We start from the raw sequence: 20,693 nt of genomic DNA, 5'->3' as shown, positions 1-20,693 counted from the left end.
CGACGCCGCGACGCTAGTGCCCCAGACACCCGGAATCCCTTAGCCCTGTTTTCACCACTGTGGCGCGGACCTGGCGTTGTGCCGCGAGACTACGGAAACCCGCAGTCCGCCTCGGGTGAGGATGACCGTGAACAGTGGGTCAGACGTGAGTGTCGACGCTCTGGGCCCCAGAACCGGCATTCCACGAGGGGTTGGCATTCTGATGTCGAACGAGGCGAAGCTTCGCGAGTACCTCAAGCGCGCGATCGCGGACCTCCAAGAGACTCGCCAGCAATTGGACGAGACGGAGCAGAGGCAGCGCGAGCCCATCGCGATCGTGTCGATGGCCTGCCGCTTCCCCGGCGGCGTGCGGTCGCCGCAGGAGCTGTGGGAGTTGCTCCACGGCGGCGTCGACGCGATGGCCGCCTTCCCCGGGAACCGCGGCTGGGACCTCGACGGGCTCCACGACCCCGATCCGGCCCGCCAGGACACCACGTACGCCCACGAGGGCGGATTCCTCTACGACGCCGGCGAGTTCGACCCCGGCTTCTTCGGGATCGCCCCGCGCGAGGCGCTCGCCATGGACCCGCAGCAGCGGCTGCTGCTGGAGACCGCGTGGGAGGCCGTGGAAAGCGCCGGCATCGCCCCGCAGTCCCTCGCCGGCAGCCACACCGGCGTGTTCGTCGGCACCAACCACGCCGGCTACGACGCGGACAGCACCCGGCGGACGGAGGAGACCGGCGGACACCTGCTGACCGGCAACCTCATCAGCGTCGCCTCCGGCCGGATCTCCTACGTCCTCGGCCTCGAAGGCCCCGCCCTGACCGTGGACACGGCGTGCTCGTCGTCACTGGTGGCGCTGCACCTGGCGGCGCAGTCGCTGCGGCGGGACGAGTGCGACCTGGCGCTCGTCGGCGGCGCGACCGTCATGTCCACCCCGCAGATGTTCGTGGACCTGGCCCGCCAGCGCGGCCTGGCCCCCAACAGCCGCTGCAAGCCGTTCGCGGCGGCCGCCGACGGCACTGCCTGGGGCGAGGGCGTCGGACTGGTGGTCGCCGAGCGGCTCTCCGACGCGGTGCGCAACGGCCACCCCGTGCTCGCGGTGCTGAAGGGCTCCGCCGTCAACCAGGACGGCGCCTCCAACGGGCTCACCGCCCCCAACGGCCCGTCCCAACAGCGCGTCATCCGCCGGGCACTGGCCGACGCCGGGCTCGGCTCCGGCGACGTCGACGCGGTGGAGGCCCACGGCACCGGCACCCGGCTCGGCGACCCCATCGAGGCGCAGGCCCTGCTCGCCACGTACGGACAGCAACGCCCCGCCGACCGCCCCGTGTTGATCGGCTCCATGAAGTCCAACATCGGGCACACCCAGTCGGCCGCCGGCATCGCCGGCGTCATCAAGATGGTGCTGGCGATGTGCCACGGCGTGCTGCCCCAGACCCTGCACACGGACGCGCCCACCCCGCACGCCGACTGGAGCGAGGGCAACGCCAAGCTCCTGGCCGAGCCCGAGCTCTGGCCGACGGTGGACCGCCCGCGGCGCGCCGCCGTCTCCTCCTTCGGCATCAGCGGCACCAACGCGCACGTCGTGCTGGAACAGGCACCCGAGCCCGAGCCGGCGTCCGAGCCCGCGCCGGCGCCGGCCGCCCGGCCCGGCGTGCTGCCCTGGATCCTGTCCGCGCGGACCGGCGAGGCCCTGCGGGCCCAGGCGGCGGTGCTCGGCCGCCACGTCCGCGCCCGCGGCGCCCTCGAACCGGCCGACGTCGCCCACTCCCTGGTCACCACCCGCTCCCTCATGGAGCACCGCGCCGCCGTCGTCGCGGGCGACCGGGACGCCTTCCTCCGCGGCCTGGACGCCCTCGCCGAGGGCCGTACCGCGGCGGGGCTGGTGACCGGCGTCGCCGCCCAGACGCCCGCCGCGTTCCTGTTCACCGGCCAGGGCCCCCAGCGCCTGGACATGGGGCGCGAACTGCACGCCGCGTACCCCGCGTTCGCCGCGGCCTTCGACGCGGTGTGCGCCGAGTGCGACCCGTACCTGGAACGGCCGTTGCGCGACATCGTCTTCGCCGAGGAGGGCACGGACGACGCCGCCCTGCTCGACCGCACCGACTACACCCAGCCCGCGCTCTTCGCCTTCGCCACCGCGCTGTTCCGGCTCCTCGAATCCTGGGGCGTCACGCCGCAGTTCGTCGCCGGCCACTCCGTCGGCGAGCTGACCGCCGCCCACGTCTCCGGCATCCTCTCCCTCGCGGACGCCGCGAAGCTCGTCTCGGCCCGCGGCGCCCTCATGGCGACGCTGCCGCCGGGCGGCGCCATGGTGGCCGTCCAGGCCACCGAGGAGGAGATCTGGGCCTCCCTCGCCGGCAAGGAGGACCGCGCCACCATCGCCGCGGTCAACGGACCCCAGGCCCAGGTCATCGCCGGTGACGAGGACGTCGTCGCCGACGTCGCCGCCCACTGGGAGGGCCAGGGACGCCGGGTCAAGCGCATCAAGGTGCGGGTCGCCGGCCACTGCCCGCGCATGGACAGCATCCTGGAGGACTTCCGGAGCGTCGCCGCGACCCTGGAGTACCACGCCCCGCGCATCCCGGTCGTCTCCACCGTCACCGGGGAACTCGCCGTCGGCGACGACCTGCGCACCCCCGACTACTGGGTCCGGGAGATCAGGGAGGGCGTCCGCTTCTGCAACACCGTGCGCACCCTGGAGGCCGAGGGCGTCACCGCGTTCGTCGAACTCGCCCCCACCAGCGTGCTCACCACGATGGTCCAGGACTCCCTGACCACCCTCGAACGGCCTCTCCTGCTGTCCCTCCTGCGCGGCGGCCACCCCGAGGCCCAGGCACTGACCGAGGGCGTCGCCGCCCTGTCCGCGCACGGCGTCCCCGTCGACTGGACCGCCCTGCTCGGCCCGCTCGGCGGCCACCGCGTCGAGCTGCCGACCTACGCCTTCCAGCGTCGCTGGTTCTGGCTGGACGCCGCCGACGACGCCGCTGCCGGACCCGACGCCGCCGACGCCCCAGAGGCCGGCGAGGCCGGATTCTGGGAAGCCGTCGAACGCGAGGACCTGGAAGGACTCTCGGCCGTCCTGGCCCTCGACGGCAGCACGGTCGACTCGCTCGGCAGCCTCCTGCCCACGCTCTCGGCGTGGCGCAGGCAGCGCAGGACCCAGGCGGTGGCGGACGGCTGGAGCTACCGGATGGAGTGGACCCCCGTCACCGCCCGCACCGGCTTCACCGCCACCGGCAACTGGCTCGTCGCGCTGCCCGACGGCGTCGCCGACGACCCGTGGACCGGCCGGCTCCTGGACGCGCTGCGCGACCAGGGCCTGCACACCGAGGTGCTGGTGCTCTCCGGCACCGAGGACCCGTCCGAGCCGCTCCCTTGGCCCGACGGCCCCGTCGACGGCGTGCTGTCGCTGCTGGCCCTGGACGAGCGCCCGCACCCCGACCTGACGTCCGTGCCCCGCGGCCTGGCCGCCACCACCGCCCTGCTGCGCGCCGTGGAGAGCTCCGGCAAGCAGATCCCGCTGTGGTGCGCGACCCGCGGCGCCGTCTCCGTCGACGACCGCGACGCGCTCACCAACCCGCTCCAGGCACAGGTGTGGGGCTTCGGCCGGGTGGCCGCGCTGGAGTACCCGCGGATCTGGGGCGGACTCGTCGACCTCCCCGAAACCCCGGACGCCCGGGCCGTCTCCGGCCTCCTCGACGTGCTCGCCGGCGCGGAGGACCAGGTCGCGATCCGCGCCGCCGGGACCTTCGCCCGCCGCCTGGCCCGGATCGCCCCCGGCGGCGACACCGGCGCCGGATGGACCGCCCGCGGCACGGTGCTGATCACCGGTGGCACCGGTGCGCTCGGCACCGAACTCGCGCGCTGGTTCGCCGACGCCGGGGCGGAACACCTGGTGCTCACCAGCCGCAGCGGCCTGGCGGCCCCCGGCGCACCGGAACTCGCGGCCGAACTCACCGACCGGGGAACCCCGGTCACCATCGTCGCCTGCGACGCCGCCGACCGCGACGCGCTGGCGGCCGTCCTCGCGGACATCCCCGCCGAGACGCCCCTCACCGGTGTCGTGCACGCCGCCGGCGTCATGGACGCCGGCATGCTGGACGCGCTGACCCTCGAACGCTTCGAGGCCGTGCTGCGCCCGAAGGCCACCGCCGCCCTGAACCTGCACGAACTCACCCGGGACCTCGACCTGGAACTGTTCGTCCTGTTCTCCTCGATCGCCGGCTCCCTCGGCAACGCCGGACAGGCCAACTACAGCGCCGCCAACACCTTCCTCGACGCGCTCGCCGAACACCGGCGCGCGCAAGGACTGCCGGCCACCGCGACGGCCTGGGGCGCCTGGGCGGACCTCGGCATGGCGACGCAGAGCAACGTCGCCGACCGGGTGAGCCGCGACGGACTGCTCCCCATGGCCCCGGCCTCCGCGCTCGCCGCCCTCCGCCAGGCGCTGGCCCAGGGGCTGACGAACGTGACCGTGGCCGACGTGGACTGGGCGGCGTACGCCCCCGCCCTGACCGCGGTCCGCCCCAGCCCGCTCCTCGCCGACCTGCCGGAGGCGCGCCGCGTCCTGGCCGCCACGCCCGAGGCCGCACGCGCGGACTCCTCCCCGTTGAGCGGCCGGATCGGCGCACTGCCCGCCGCCGAGCGGGAACGGGTGCTGCTCCAGACGGTCCAGGAAGAGGCCGCGAAGACCCTCGGACTGGACGAGCCGGACGCCATCGACGCGCGGCGGGCGTTCCGGGACGTGGGCTTCGACTCGCTGATGTCGGTCGAACTGCGCAACCGCCTGGCCACGGCGACCGGCCTCGCCCTGCCCACCACCCTGCTGTTCGACCACCCCACGCCCAGCGCGGTCACCGCGTACCTGCTCGCCGAGATCCTCGGCACGGTACAGACCACGGCCGTCGTGGAACGGACCGTCGCCGCCTTCGACGAGCCGGTGGCGATCGTGAGCATGGCCGGCCGGTTCCCCGGCGGCGTGCAGTCGCCCGAAGACCTCTGGGAGCTGCTGGCGGAGGGCCGGGACGCCATCTCCGTCCTCCCCGACGACCGCGGCTGGAACCTCGACCGGCTCTACCACCCCGACCCCGACCACCCGGGCACGAGCTACGCCCGCGGGGGCGGCTTCCTCTACGGGGCGGCCGACTTCGACGCCGAGTTCTTCGGCATCTCGCCGCGTGAGGCCCTCGCCATGGACCCGCAGCAGCGGCTGCTGTTGGAGGCGTCCTGGGAGGTCCTCGAACGGGCCGGCCTCGACCCGGAGACCCTGCGGGGCAGCAGCACCGGCGTCTTCGTGGGCACCAACACCCAGGACTACCGCTCGGTGCTGAACGCCGGTCGCGAAGACGTCACCGGCCACTCGCTCACCGGCAACTCGATGAGCGTGGTCTCCGGCCGGGTGTCGTACACCTACGGCTTCGAAGGCCCGGCGGTCACCGTGGACACGGCGTGCTCGTCGTCGCTGGTGGCCCTGCACATGGCGGTGCAGTCGCTGCGGTCGGGCGAGTGCTCGCTGGCGCTCGCCGGCGGCGTGACGGTGATGGCGACGCCGGAGACCTTCGTGGAGTTCTCCCGGCAGCGCGGCCTGTCCGAGGACGGCCGCTGCAAGCCGTTCGCGGCGGCGGCCGACGGCACCGGATGGGCCGAGGGCGTCGGACTGCTGCTCGTGGAGCGACTCTCGGACGCCCGGCGCAACGGGCACCAGGTGCTCGCCGTCGTCCGCGGCTCGGCGGTCAACCAGGACGGCGCGTCCAACGGGCTGAGCGCCCCCAACGGCCCCTCCCAGCAGCGCGTCATCCGCCAGGCACTCGCCAACGCGGGCGTGGCCGCGTCCGACGTGGACGCCGTCGAGGCGCACGGCACCGGCACCCGGCTCGGCGACCCCATCGAGGCCCAGGCACTGCTCGCCACCTACGGACAGGACCGGCCGCAGGACCGTCCGCTGCTGCTGGGGACCTTGAAGTCCAACTTCGGACACACCCAGGCCGCCGCCGGCGTGGCCGGCGTCATGAAGATGGTCCTGGCCCTCCGCCACGGCCTGCTGCCCCGCACCCTGAACGTCGACGCGCCCACCCCGCACGTCGATTGGACCGCGGGCGCCGTCGACCTGCTCACCGAGCCGCTGCCGTGGCCCGCGTCCGACCGCCCGCGGCGCGCCGGCGTCTCCGCGTTCGGCGTCAGCGGCACCAACGCGCACGTGATCCTGGAAGAGGCCGAACCAGCCGAAGAGGCCGAAGCCGAGGCACCGTCCGTCGCCCCCGAGACGGCGGTACCCCTGCTGCTCTCCGGCAAGTCCGACGCCGCGCTGCGCGACCAGGCGGCCCGGCTGCTGGCCCACCTCGACCGCGCGCCCGAAGCACGGCTCGCGGACCTCGCGTTCACGCTGGCCGGACGCACCGACTTCCCGCACCGCGCGGCCGTCGCCACTGACAGCCACGAGACCGCGGTGCGCGCCCTGGCCGCCCTCGCCGAAGGCACCGACGACGGCGCGCTGACCACGGGCACCGCGCACGACGGCAAGGACGCCGTGCTCTTCTCCGGCCAGGGCTCGCAACGCCTGGGCATGGGACGGGAGTTGTACGGCACCCAGCCGGTCTTCACGGACGCCTTCGACGCGGTGTGCGCCGCCTTGGACGAGCACCTGGAGCGTCCCCTGCGCGACGTCGTCTGGGGCGCGGACGCGGACCTGTTGAACCAGACCGCCTACGCCCAGGCCGCACTGTTCGCCGTCGAGGTGGCGCTGTTCCGCCTGGTGGAGTCGTGGGGCGTGCGGCCGGAGTACGTCGCCGGACACTCGGTCGGGGAGATCGCCGCCGCCCACGTGGCAGGCGTGTTCTCACTGGCCGACGCCTGTGCCCTGGTGGCGGCCCGCGGACGCCTGATGCAGGCGCTGCCGGCCGGCGGCACCATGGCCGCGATCCGGGCCACCGAGGACGAGGTCCGCCCGCGGCTCACCGACGACGTCGCGATCGCGGCCGTCAACGGCCCGTCGTCCGTGGTCGTCTCGGGGACCGAGGACGCCGTCGAGGCGGTCCGCGCGCACTTCGCCGGCGAGGGCCGCAAGACCAGCCTGCTGCGGGTCTCGCACGCGTTCCACTCGCCGTTGATGGACCCGATGCTCGCCGACTTCCGCGCCGTCGCGGAGAACCTGACGTACGACGAGCCGCACCTGACCGTCGTCTCCAACGTGACCGGCGCCCCGGCCACCGGGGACGAACTGCGCACCCCCGACTACTGGGTCACCCACGTCCGTGAGGCCGTGCGGTTCGCCGACGGCATCCGCGCCCTGCACGACGACGGCGTGACGCGCTTCCTGGAGCTGGGCCCCGACGGCACCCTCGCCGCCATGGCCCGCGAGTCGCTGCCGGACGCGACCACGGTCGTCCCCGCGCTGCGCAAGGACCGCCCCGAGGAGCCGACGCTGCTCGCGGCGCTCTCCCAGCTCCACGCGCAGGGCACGGCGGTCGACTGGGCCGCGCCCTTCACCGGCACCGACGCGCACGCCGTCGACCTGCCCACGTACGCCTTCCAGCACCGGCGCTACTGGCCGGTCCCCGACCGCACCGGTACCGGCGACCTCAGCGCGGCCGGCCTCGACGCGGCCGGGCACCCGCTGCTGAGCGCCGCCGTGGAGCTCTCCGACGGCGCCGGACTGCTGTTCACCTCACGCCTGTCGCTCCAGTCGCACCCGTGGCTGGCCGACCACGCGGTGAACGGTGCGGTGCTGCTGCCCGGAACGGCCTTCGTCGAACTCGCCGTCCGCGCCGCCGACGAGGCGGACTGCGACCGGATCGAGGAACTCACCCTGGCCGCCCCGCTCGTACTGCCCGAGCACGGCGGCGTGCAGCTGCAACTGCACGTCGGGCCCGCCGACGAGGCCGGCGGCCGGCCGGTCACCATCCGGTCCCGTCCGGAGGGCGACGGCGACCGGCCGTGGACCCAGCACGCGAGCGGCGTGCTGACGCCCGGCGAGCGCGCCGCCCACGCCGGCTACGACTTCCGGGCCGAGTCCTGGCCGCCCGCCGACGCCGAACCCGTCGACCTGACCGGCCTCTACCCGCACCTGGCCGCGAGCGGATACGACTACGGACCGCACTTCCAGGGCCTGCGCGCCGCATGGCGCCGGGGCGACGAGGTGTTCGCCGACGTGGCCCTGCCGGACGTCGCCGAGGGCGACGCGTCCGCGTACGGTCTGCACCCGGCCCTCCTGGACGCGACCCTGCACGCCTGGGCCCTCGACGGCCTGGACCGGGGCGTGCTGCCCTTCTCGTGGGAGGGCGTCACGCTGCACGCCTCCGGGGCCGCGGCCGTCCGCGCCCGGATCGTCCAGCACGGCGGCGACACGCTGTCCGTCGAGGTCGCGGACACCTCCGGCGAGCCGGTCGCCTCCATCGGCACCCTCGACCTGCGGGCGCCCGCCGCCGACCAGTTGGCGGGCACCGCGGACCGGATCGGGCGCGACGCGCTGTTCCGGATGGCGTGGAACCCCGTCCGGCTGCCCCCGGCCGGCGCCGCGGAGTCCGTGGCCCTGCTCGGCTCCCTGCCCGGCGCACCGTTCGACGGCTACCCGGACCTGCCGACCCTGGCCGAGTCCGGTCCGGTGCCGGGCGCGGTGGTCGTGCCGGTGACGGCCGGCGCCGGCGACGTTGCGGAGGCGGCGCACGCCACCGCCGGCCAGGCGCTGGACCTGGTCCGGTCCTGGTTGGCGGACGACCGGTTCGCCACCTCGCGACTGGTGTTCGTCACGCGCGGCGCGCTGGACGGCACGGACCTCACCCAGGCCACCGTGTGGGGCCTGGTGCGGTCCGCGCAGGCGGAGCACCCGGGCCGGTTCGGCCTGGTGGACCTCGGCCCCGACGCGGACCCGGCGGTGCTGCCGCTGGCCCTGGCCGCGGACGAGCCGCAGCTCCTGCTGCGCGACGGCGCGGTGCTCGCGGCGCGGCTGGAGCGGGCGCCGGTGGCACGGGCGCTGACCGACGTCCCCTGGGACACCGCAGGAACGGTGTTGATCACTGGTGGTACCGGTGGTCTGGGCCGGGTGGTGGCGCGGCATGTGGTTGCCGAGCACGGGGTGCGGAGTCTGCTGCTGGTGAGTCGGCGGGGTCCGGATGCCGAGGGTGTCGAGGAGTTGGTGGCGGAGCTCGGGTGGTTGGGTGCCGAGGTTTCCGTGGTGGCGTGTGACGTCTCTGATCGGGATGCTGTCGGGGAGTTGGTCTCCGGGCATCGGATCGGTGCGGTGGTGCACACGGCGGGTGTTCTGGACGACGGTGTGGTGGGGTCGTTGACGGCCGAGCGGTTGTCGGCGGTGCTGCGGCCCAAGGTGGATGCCGCATGGCATCTGCACGAGGCCACCAAGGACCTGGACCTCGCGGCGTTCGTCCTCTTCTCGTCCGTCTCCGGTCTCTGGGGCGGCGCCGGTCAGGCCAACTACGCGGCCGGCAACACCTTCCTGGACGCACTGGCGCACCACCGCCGCGCGGCCGGACTGCCCGCCACGTCCCTGGCATGGGGCCCGTGGTCGCAGGACGGCGGCATGACCGGCACGCTGACCGACGTCGACCTCCAGCGGATCGCCCGTGCGGGCATGCCCGCACTCAGCCCCGCGGAGGGCGCCGCGCTCTTCGACGCCGCACTGGCCGCCGACGACGCGCTCGTCCTGACCGTGCGCCTCGACCTGGCCGCCCTGCGCAAGCAGGGAGACGTGCCGGCGGTGCTGCGCGGCCTGGTCAGGACCCGGGTCCGTTCGACGGTGGCCGGCTCGGCCGCGGTCGCCGGCCTCGTGGAGCGCCTGTCCGCGCTGGGTTCGGCGGAGCGCCGCGAGACCCTGCTGGACCTGGTGCGGGCCCAGGTCGCGGTCGTCCTGGGCCACGCGGGCCCGGAGACGGTCGACCCGGACCGCGCCTTCCAGGACCTCGGTTTCGATTCCCTGACCGCCGTCGAGCTGCGCAACCGGCTCAATGCGGCGACCGGCATGCGCCTTTCGTCCACCACGGTGTTCGACTACCCCTCGGCGGGCGTGCTCGTCGACTTCCTCCTGGACGAGCTGTTCGGCGCGCACGACCAGGACGCACTGGCGCCCGCGGGCCCGAGCCCACGGGCAACGGCCGACGACCCGGTGGTGATCGTCGGCATGAGCTGCCGCTACCCGGGCGGCGTCGCCTCCCCGGAGGACCTGTGGCGCCTGGTGTCCGAGGGCACCGACGCGGTGTCCGACTTCCCGACCGACCGCGGCTGGGACGTGGAGTCCCTCTACAACCCCGACCCCGAGGCCATCGGCACCTCGTACAGCCACTCCGGTGGCTTCCTCCACGAGGCGCCGGAGTTCGACCCCGAGTTCTTCGGGATGAGCCCCAGGGAAGCGCTCGCGACGGACTCGCAGCAACGGTTGCTGCTGGAGACGACCTGGGAGGCCATCGAGCGGGCGGGCATCGACCCGACGTCGCTGCGCGGCAGCCGGACCGGCGTCTTCGCCGGCGTGATGTACGGCGACTACGAGCAACTTCTCGTCGCGGACCAGTTCGAGGGCTACCGCGCCAACGGCAGCGCGGCCAGCGTCGCTTCGGGCCGGGTGTCCTACACGTTCGGTTTCGAGGGCCCGGCGGTGACGGTGGACACGGCGTGCTCGTCGTCGCTGGTGGCGCTGCACCTCGCGGCGCAGGCACTGCGTTCGGGCGAGTGCTCGCTGGCACTGGCCGGCGGCGTGACGGTGCTCTCCACCCCGACGATGTTCGTGGAGTTCTCGCGGCAGCGCGGCCTGGCGGCGGACGGACGGTGCAAGTCGTTCGGCGACGGCGCCGACGGTGTCGGCTGGGGTGAGGGTGTCGGCATGCTCGTCCTGGAGCGGTTGTCCGACGCGCGTCGCAACGGGCACCGGGTGCTGGCGACCGTGGCGGGTTCCGCGGTGAACCAGGACGGTGCGTCGAACGGTCTGACGGCGCCGAACGGTCCGTCGCAACAGCGGGTGATCCGGCAGGCGTTGGCCAGTGCGGGCTTGTCGACCGCGGATGTGGACGCGGTGGAGGCGCACGGTACGGGCACCACGTTGGGCGACCCGATCGAGGCCCAGGCACTGCTGGCCACCTACGGCCAGGACCGGTCGGTGGACCGGCCGCTGTGGTTGGGTTCGATCAAGTCCAACATCGGTCACGCGCAGGCGGCCGCCGGTGTGGCGGGCATCATCAAGATGGTGCTGGCGATGCGGCACGGTGTGCTGCCGCGGACGCTGCACGTCGATGCGCCGTCGTCACACGTGGACTGGAGTGCCGGAGCGGTGGAGCTGCTGGCCTCCGAGGTCGAGTGGCCGCAGGGCGAGGGCCCGCGGCGCGCCGGTGTCTCCTCCTTCGGCGTCAGCGGGACGAACGCGCACGTCATCCTGGAGCAGCCCGAGCCGATCGCGGACGACGCCGCACCGGACGTCGCCGAGGAGGAGCCCGGCGCGCTGGCGTGGGTGCTCTCCGGCCGGAGCGAGGCCGCGCTGCGCGGCCAGGCGGCCCGTCTGCTGTCCCACGTCGCCCGCCGCGACGCGCGCTCCGCGCGGGACATCGGCCGCTCACTGGTGAGCGCACGGACGAGCTTCACCCACCGCGCGGTGGTGTGGGGCGAGGACCGCGAGGCGCTGGTGCTCGCGCTGTCCGCCCTGGCGGTCGGCGAGGCCGACGCGGGCCTGGTGGAGGGCGCGTCCGGCCCGGGCAGGACGGCCTTCCTGTTCTCCGGCCAGGGCTCCCAACGCCTGGGGATGGGACGGGGGCTGTACGACCGCCACCCGGTCTTCGCCGCGGCGTTCGACGCGGTGTGCGCCGCCTTGGACGAGCACCTGGAGCGTCCCCTGCGGGACGTCGTCTGGGGCGAGGACGCGGACCTGTTGAACCAGACCGCCTACGCCCAGGCCGGATTGTTCGCGCTGGAGGTGGCGCTGTACCGGCTGACGGAGTCGTGGGGCGTGCGCGCCGACTTCGTGACCGGCCATTCGATCGGTGAGGTCGCCGCGGCGCACGTGGCCGGGGTCTTCTCCCTTCCGGACGCGTGCGCGCTGGTGGCGGCCCGGGGCCGACTGATGCAGCAACTGCCCACGGGCGGAGCGATGGTGGCGATCCGGGCGACGGAACAGGAGGTCCGTCCGCACCTGACGCAGCACGTGTCGATCGCGGCGGTCAACGGTCCGTCGTCGGTCGTGGTCTCCGGCGCGGAGGACGACGTGCTGGCCGTCGCCGCGCACTTCGAAGAGGAGGGCCGCAAGACCACCCGACTGCGGGTCTCGCACGCCTTCCACTCACCGCTCATGGAACCGATGCTCGACGCGTTCCGGGCCGTGGTGGCCCGGCTGTCCTTCGGCACGCCGACGATCCCCGTCGTCTCGAACCTGACCGGCCTCCCCGCGGAGCCCGAGCAGCTCGGCCAGGCCGACTACTGGGTCCGGCACGTGCGCGAGGCGGTGCGCTTCGCGGACGGGGTGGCGGCGCTGCACCGAGAAGGCGTGACCCGCTTCCTCGAACTCGGTCCGGACGGCGTGCTGTCGGCGATGGCCCAGGAGTCGCTGCCGGACGGCGTCGTGCTCGCTCCGGTCCTGCGCAAGGACCGGCCCGAGGAGACGGCACTGCTCGGTGCCCTGGCACACCTCCACGTCCACGGCGCCGGCGTCGACTGGGCGACGCTGTACGCCGGTACGGGTGCGCGGTGGGTGGACCTGCCGACGTACGCGTTCCAACACGAGCGGTACTGGCCCTCGGGCCGCGTGGGCCGCTCCGGTGACGTGCGGTTCGCGGGCCTGGACTCCCCGGCGCACCCGCTGCTCGGCGCCGCGGTCGAACTCGCCGGCTCCGGTGGCTTGTTGTTCACCGGACGGTTCTCGGTGTCCGCGCATCCGTGGTTGGCGGACCACGTGGTGCTCGGATCGGTGGTGGTGCCCGGAACGGCGCTGGTGGAACTGGTGCTCCGGGCGGCCGACGAGGTCGGCTGCGACCTGCTGGAGGAACTGACGCTGGCCGCCCCGCTGGTGCTGCCCGCCTCGGGCAGCGGCGTGCAGGTGCAGGTGTGGCTGGGCGAACCGGACGGTTCGGGCCGCCGCTCGGCGTCGGTGCACGCGCGGGAGACCGAGGGTCCCTGGACCCTGCACGCCAGCGGTGCGGTGACCTCGGGGGCCCGAGCGGTCGCCTTCGACGTCGCCGCCTGGCCCCCGCCGGGTGCACAGCAGGTCGACGCGGCGGACTGCTACGACGCACTCGCCGATGCGGGTCTCACGTACGGCCCGGTGTTCCGGGGCCTGCGCGCGGCCTGGCAGCTCGGCGCGGACGTCTACGCCGAGGTCAGCCTCCCGGAGGGCACGGACGGCGGCGCCTACGGACTGCACCCCGCGCTCTTCGACGCCGCCCTGCACGCGGCGGCGGCGCGCGGCGGGGACGTGACCGGCGTCCCCTTCTCGTGGAGCGGAGTCGCCCTGCACGCTTCCGGGGCCTCCCACCTCCGCGTCCGGATCCGCACCACGGAGAACGGGATGTCCGTCGCGCTCGTGGACACCTCCGGTGCCCCGGTCGCCTCCGTGGACTCCCTGGTGGCGCGTCCGCTCTCGGCCGCGCAGGTACAGGCCGCCGACCGGGACGCCCTCTTCACGGTCGACTGGGTCCCCGTCCCGCTCACGGGTGAACGCGTCGAGCCGGGCACCGGGCCGCAGGGCGAGCCGTTGCGCACCCTCGCGGACCTGGCGGGCCCGACCGTTCCGTCGACGGTCCTTCTCGCACCCCCCGCCGACGCCGCGGGCGTGGTGGAGTCCGTGCACCGCACCACCGCCTGGGCGCTGGAAAGCGTGCAGACGTGGTTGGCGGAGGAGCGGTTCGCGTCCTCGCGACTGGTGTTCGTGACCCGCGGTGCGGTGTCCGGCGCTGACCTCGCGGCCGCCGCCGTGCACGGCCTGGTGCGCTCGGCGCAGTCGGAGAACCCGCAGCGCTTCGGCCTGGTGGACCTCGACGACGACGCCGACGCGACCGTGCTGGCGCAGGCCCTCGCGACCGACGAGCCGGAACTGCTGGTCCGCGGCACCGAGGTGCTGGCACCGCGGCTGGCCCGTACCCCCTCCACGCACGCGGGCAGCTGGGTCACCTCCGGCACGGTCCTCGTCACGGGAGGAACCGGGGGCCTGGGTCGTGCCGTGGCACGGCACCTGGTGACCGCACACGGGGTACGGAGCCTGCTGCTGGTCAGCCGCCGTGGCCTGACCGCCGAGGGCGCACCCGAGCTCGTGGCCGAACTGGCGCGGGCCGGCGCGACGGCGGCGGTCGAGACCTGCGACGTCTCGGACGCGGCGGCGGTGGCCGACCTGATCCGCCGTCATGAGCCGACGGCCGTGGTCCACACGGCCGGTGTCCTCGACGACGGCGTGGTGGAGTCGTTGACCCCGGAACGCCTGGCGGGGGTGTTGCGGCCGAAGGTGGACGCGGCATGGCACCTGCACGAGGCGACCAGGGACCTCGACCTGAACGCGTTCGTGGTGTTCTCGTCGGTCGCCGGCACGGTCGGCAGCGCAGGCCAGGGCAACTACGCCGCGGCGAACGCCTTCTTGGACGCGTTGGCCCGCCACCGACACGCGCAGGGGCTGCCCGCCGTGTCACTGGGATGGGGGGCGTGGGCCCAGGACAGCGGGATGACCGGCGCTCTCACCGACGTCGACCTCCGGCGCATCACCCGCCAGGGCATGCCGCCGCTGTCGACCGAGGAGGGGTTGGCCCTCTTCGACGCCGCGCTCGGCACCGACGAGCCCGCGCCGCTGCCCGTCCGCCTGGACCTCGCGGCGCTGCGCGCACAGGGCGAGCCCCTGCCGCTGCTGCGCGGCCTGATCCGCACGCGGGCCCGCCGGTCCGGCGCCGTCGCGGCAGCCGGTCTCGCGTCCCGCCTGACCGGGCTGCCCACGGCGGAGCGGCGCGCGGCGCTGCTCGACGTCGTACGCGCCCAGATCGCGGCGGTCCTGGGGCACGTGGGCCCGGAGACGGTCGCTCCGGACCGTGCCTTCCAGGACCTCGGCTTCGACTCGCTGACCGCCATCGAACTCCGCAACGTGCTGGCCGGGGCCACCGGACTGCGGCTCCCGGCGACAGCCGTGTTCGACTACCCGACGGCCGACGCCCTGGCGGACCACCTCCTGGGCGAGCTGTTCGGCGCGGACACCGCGGCGCCGCTCGCGGTGTCCGCGCTCCCGTCCCTGACGGACGACCCCGTGGTGATCGTCGGCATGAGCTGCCGCTTCCCGGGCGGCGTCGCCTCGCCGGAGGACCTGTGGCGCCTGGTGTCCGAGGGCACCGACGCGGTGTCCGGATTCCCCACCGACCGCGGCTGGGAGATCGACGACAGCCACGACCCCGACGCCGAGGGCACCATCGCCACCCGCTCCGGCGGGTTCCTCAAGGACGCGGCGGAGTTCGACCCGGAGTTCTTCGGGATGAGCCCCCGCGAGGCACTGACCACCGACGCCCAGCAGCGGCTGCTGCTGGAGACGACCTGGGAGGCGCTGGAGCGCGCCGGCATGGACCCGGCCACCCTGCGCGGCAGCCGGACCGGCGTCTTCGCCGGAGTGATGTACCACGACTACTCCACGCTGCTGTCCGGGCGCGAGTTCGAGGGCTACCAGGGCAGCGGCAGCGCGGGCAGTGTCGCCTCGGGCCGGGTGTCCTACACCTTCGGTTTCGAGGGTCCCGCCATCACGGTGGACACGGCGTGCTCGTCGTCGCTGGTGGCGCTGCACCTGGCGGCCCAGTCGCTGCGGCAGGGCGAGTGCGAGTTGGCGCTCGCGGGCGGCGTGACGGTGATGTCGACGCCGTCGACGTTCGTGGAGTTCTCCCGCCAGGGCGGTCTCGCCCAGGACGGCCGCTGCAAGGCGTTCTCCGACGGCGCTGACGGCGTCGGCTGGGGTGAGGGTGTCGGCATCCTGGTCCTGGAGCGGTTGTCCGACGCGCGTCGCAACGGGCACCGGGTGCTGGCGACCGTGCGGGGTTCGGCGGTGAACCAGGACGGTGCGTCGAACGGTCTGACGGCGCCGAACGGTCCGTCGCAACAGCGGGTGATCCGGCAGGCGTTGGCCAGTGCGGGTTTGTCGACCGCGGATGTGGACGCGGTGGAGGCGCACGGTACGGGCACCACGTTGGGCGACCCGATCGAGGCCCAGGCACTGCTGGCCACCTACGGTCGGGAGCGGCCGGCGGACCGGCCGCTGCTGCTGGGTTCCATCAAGTCCAACATCGGTCACGCGCAGGCGGCCGCCGGTGTGGCGGGCATCATCAAGATGGTGCTGGCGATGCGGCACGGTGTGCTGCCGCGGACGCTGCACGTCGATGCGCCGTCGTCACACGTGGACTGGAGTGCCGGTGCGGTGGAGCTGCTGACCGCCGCGACCGAGTGGCCGCAGGGGGACGGTCCGCGGCGCGCCGGGGTCTCCTCCTTCGGGATCAGCGGGACGAACGCGCACGTCATCCTGGAGCAGCCCGAGCCCGTCGCGGCCGACGCCGCACCGGAAGCCACCGAGGACGCGGCGGTCGACGCCGCCGGGTCGGTGCCGGTGTTGCTGTCGGGCCGCAGCGAGCCGGCGCTGCGGGCCCAGGCGGCCCGACTGCTGGCCCGTCTGGACGACGCGGGCCCGGGTACCCGGATCACCGACGTCGCCCACGCGCTGGCGACCGGCCGGTCGGCGTTCTCCCACCGCGCGGTGATCCTGGCCGCGGACCGGGCGGACCTGCTGCGCTCGCTGTCGGCTCTGGCCGACGGCCGCACCGAGCCGGCCGTCGTGGCGCACGACCGCACCCGGTCGGGGCGGCTGGCCTTCCTCTTCTCCGGCCAGGGCTCGCAACGCCTGGGAATGGGACGGGAGTTGTACGGCACCCAGCCGGTCTTCACGGAGGCGTTCGACGCGGTGTGCGCCGCCTTGGACGAGCACCTGGAGCGTCCCCTGCGCGATGTCGTCTGGAGCGAGGACGCGGACCTGTTGAACCAGACCGCCTACGCCCAGGCCGCACTGTTCGCGATCGAGGTGGCGCTGTACCGGCTGGTGGAGTCGTGGGGTGTCCGCCCGGACCACCTCCTGGGGCACTCGGTGGGGGAGATCGCCGCCGCGCACGTCGCGGGCGTCCTCTCTCTCTTTGACGCCTGTGCCCTGGTGGCGGCCCGCGGTCGGCTCATGCAGCAACTGCCGTCCGGCGGAGCCATGGTGGCGATCCAGGCGACGGAGGAGGAGGCGTTGCCGCACGTGTCGGAGCAGGTCTCGATCGCGGCGGTCAACGGTCCGTCGTCGGTCGTGGTCTCCGGTGCGGAGGCCGACGTGCTGGCCGTCGCCGCGCACTTCGAAGAGGAGGGCCGCAAGACCACCCGACTGCGGGTCTCGCACGCCTTCCACTCACCGCTGATGGAACCCATGCTGGCCGACTTCCGCGCCGTCGCCGAGGGCATGACCTACGCCGCGCCGCGGCTGCCCGTCGTCTCCAACGTCACCGGCGAGCCCGCCACCGCACAAGAGCTGTGCTCCGCGGAGTACTGGGTCGACCACGTCCGCGCCGCCGTACGGTTCGCCGACGGGGTCGCCGCGCTGAGCGCCCAGGGCGTGACGCGCTTCCTGGAGCTGGGGCCCGACGGCGCCCTCTCCGCGCTCGCCGCGGAGAGTGCCGCGGACGGGTCGGTGCTCGTCCCCGTGCTGCGCAAGGACCGGCCCGAGGCAACGGCACTGCGCACCGCCGTGGCACGACTGCACGCCCACGGCGTGCCCGTCGACTGGTCCGCGGTCTTCGCCGGTTCGGGTGCGCGGTGGGTGGACCTGCCGACGTACGCGTTCCAGCGCGAGCGGTTCTGGCCGGCCGGAGGGGCGGCTCGGGCGGGTGACGTGCGGTCCGCCGGACTGGGCTCGACCGGGCATCCGCTGCTGGGTGCGGCGGTCGAACTCGCCAACTCCGGCGGCCAGTTGTTCACCGGCCGCCTGTCGACGTCCGCACAGCCGTGGTTGGCGGACCACGTGGTGCTGGGCTCGGTGCTGGTGCCGGGGACGGCGCTGGTGGAACTGGTGCTGCGGGCGGCCGACGAGGTCGGTTGCGCCGCACTGGAGGAACTGACGCTGGCCGCGCCGTTGGTGCTGCCCGCTTCGGGGTCCGCGGTACAGGTGCAGGTGTGGGTGGGCGAGCCCGAGGACGGGGGACGCCGACCGGTGTCCGTCCATGCCCGCGAGGGCGAGGGCCCCTGGACCCTGCACGCCAGCGGTGCGGTGACCCCGACCGTCGAGGAGGTGGTGACGTTCGAGGCGGCGGTCTGGCCCCCGCAGGGCGCCGAGCCGCTCGACGTGGCGGACTGCTACGAGCGCTTCGCGGACGCCGGGTTCGCGTACGGCCCGGTGTTCCAGGGCCTGCGGGCCGCCTGGAAGCTCGACGCGGACGTCTACGCCGAGGTCCGGCTTCCCGAAGGGACGGACGGCGCTGCCTACGCGCTGCACCCCGCACTCTTCGACGCCGCCCTGCACGCGGGGCTCCTGGGCGACGGGGGAGCGGCCGAGGCAGCCGTCCCGTTCTCGTGGAGCGGGGTTTCCCTGCACGCGTCCGGCGCGTCCGGAGTGCGGGTCCGGCTCCGCTCCACCGAGGACGGCACGCAGATCGCCCTCGCCGACCCGACCGGTGCGCCGGTGGCGTCGGTCCGGTCGCTGACCGCGCGCCCGATCACCACCGGGCAGTTGCAGACCGGCGACCGTGACGCGCTCTTCCAGGTCGACTGGACCGACGTGCACCTCGCGGACGAGCCGGCCGACTCCTTGGCCGTGCTCGGCAAGGACGCCCACGGCGTCCTCGACGAACTCGCGCTGCAGCCCCACGCGGATCTCGACGACCTGGCGGAGGCCGGTGTCCACGACATCGTGTTCGCCCCGCTGGCCGCCGCGCCCGCCGGGACGGTGGAGTCCGTCCACGCCGTGACCGCCTGGGCCCTGGCGCGGGTGCAGTCGTGGTTGGCCGACGAGCGGTTCGCGGACTCGCGGCTGGTCTTCGTCACCCGCGGCGCGGTGTCCGGAGCGGACCTCCCGGGTGCGGCGGTGTGGGGCCTGGTGCGCTCCGCACAGGCGGAGCACCCGGGCCGCTTCGGCCTGGTGGACGTGGCGGAAGAGGCCGAAGTGGCTCTCCTGCCGCGCGCGTTGACGTCGAACGAACCGCAGTTGCTGGTGCGCGACGACCAGGTCCTCGCCCCGCGAGTGGCCCGGGCCGAACGCCCGGACGCGATGGAACCCGGCACCGACTGGAACTCCGGGACGGTGTTGATCACTGGTGGTACCGGTGGTCTGGGCCGGGTGGTGGCGCGGCATGTGGTTGCCGAGCACGGGGTGCGGAGTCTGCTGCTGGTGAGTCGGCGGGGTCCGGATGCCGAGGGTGTCGAGGAGTTGGTGGCGGAGCTCGGGCGGTTGGGTGCCGAGGTTTCCGTGGTGGCGTGTGACGTCTCTGATCGGGATGCTGTCGGGGAGTTGGTCTCCGGGCATCGGATCGGTGCGGTGGTGCACACGGCGGGTGTTCTGGACGACGGTGTGGTGGGGTCGTTGACGGCCGAGCGGTTGTCGGCGGTGCTGCGGCCCAAGGTGGATGCCGCCTGGCATCTGCACGAGGCCACCAAGGACCTGGAGCTGGACGCGTTCGTGGTGTTCTCGTCGGTCGCCGGCACGTTCGGCAGCGCGGGCCAGGCCAACTACGCGGCCGGCAACGCCTTCTTGGACGCCTTGGCGCAGCTCCGCCGCGCGGCCGGACTGCCCGCCACGTCGCTGGCATGGGGCCCGTGGTCGCAGGACAGCGGCATGACCGGCACGCTCACCGAGGCCGACGTGCAGCGCATGGCCCGCTCGGGCATGCCGCCGCTGTCGACCGAGGAGGGCCTGGCCCTCTTCGACGCGGCGCTCGCCATCGACCGGCCCGCCGCGCTGCCGGTCCGGCTGGACCTCGCGACGCTGCGTCGACAGGGCGAGGTCCCGTCCCTGCTCCGCGGCCTGATCCGGGTCCCGGGACGCCGGGCGGCGGCCACGGCGGACGGAGACGCCGCGGCGGCCTTCGCCCGGCGCCTGGCCGACCGGTCGGCGGCAGAGGGCCGCGAGGTCGTACTGGACGCCGTGCGCGGCCAGGTGGCGGTGGTCCTCGGGCACACCGGAGCGGCGGAGATCGACGAGGACCGGGCCTTCCTGGACCTCGGTTTCGACTCCCTCACCGCGGTCGAACTCCGCAACCGGCTGGGCGCCCTCACCGGGATCCGCCTGCCGGCGACCCTGCTCTTCGACTACCCGACGCCGGCGGAGCTGGTCGACCACCTCCACGCCCGGATCGCACCCGGGGCGGCCTCCGGCCCGGAGGCGCTCCTGGGCGAGCTCGAACGGCTGGAGAAGGCGTTCGGCGGGCTCGCCGTCACGGAGGAGGTCCACGAGCAGGTGGCCGGCCGCCTGGAAGTCCTCCGGTCCAAGTGGGACGCCCTGCGGGACGCCTCCGCGGCGGCCGGGCAGGGTGCTCCCCGGTCGGATGCGGACTTCGACTTCGAGTCCGCGTCCGACGAGGAGGTCTTCGACCTCCTCGACAACGAGATCGGCCTGTCCTAGGGCTCGTCGGGGGTGGGGGCGGTGGCAGCACCACCGCCCCCACCCCCCCCGGCATCCCGGTCCGCGGGCGGACCGGGGCCCACGTCACCACGTTCCCTCGGGGACGGACGGGGACGGGCGGGGACGGACGAAGGCGGAA

At 74.3% G+C, this 20,693-nt stretch carries 1 protein-coding gene; it reads left to right on the top strand.

Annotated elements, in window-relative coordinates; genetic code table 11:
• The first annotated feature begins 199 nt into the window (after positions 1-199).
• Positions 200-20,554, top strand: a complete 20,355-nt coding sequence (locus tag ABD385_RS08425; RefSeq protein WP_425585378.1) for a type I polyketide synthase — start codon at positions 200-202, stop codon at positions 20,552-20,554.
• The last annotated feature ends 139 nt before the right edge of the window (positions 20,555-20,693 follow it).

It is taken from the genome of Streptomyces lunalinharesii (assembly GCF_039532155.1).
In the GTDB taxonomy this organism is placed as follows: Bacteria; Actinomycetota; Actinomycetes; order Streptomycetales; family Streptomycetaceae; genus Streptomyces; species Streptomyces lunalinharesii.
This window is presented reverse-complemented; position numbering and strand designations above follow the sequence as displayed.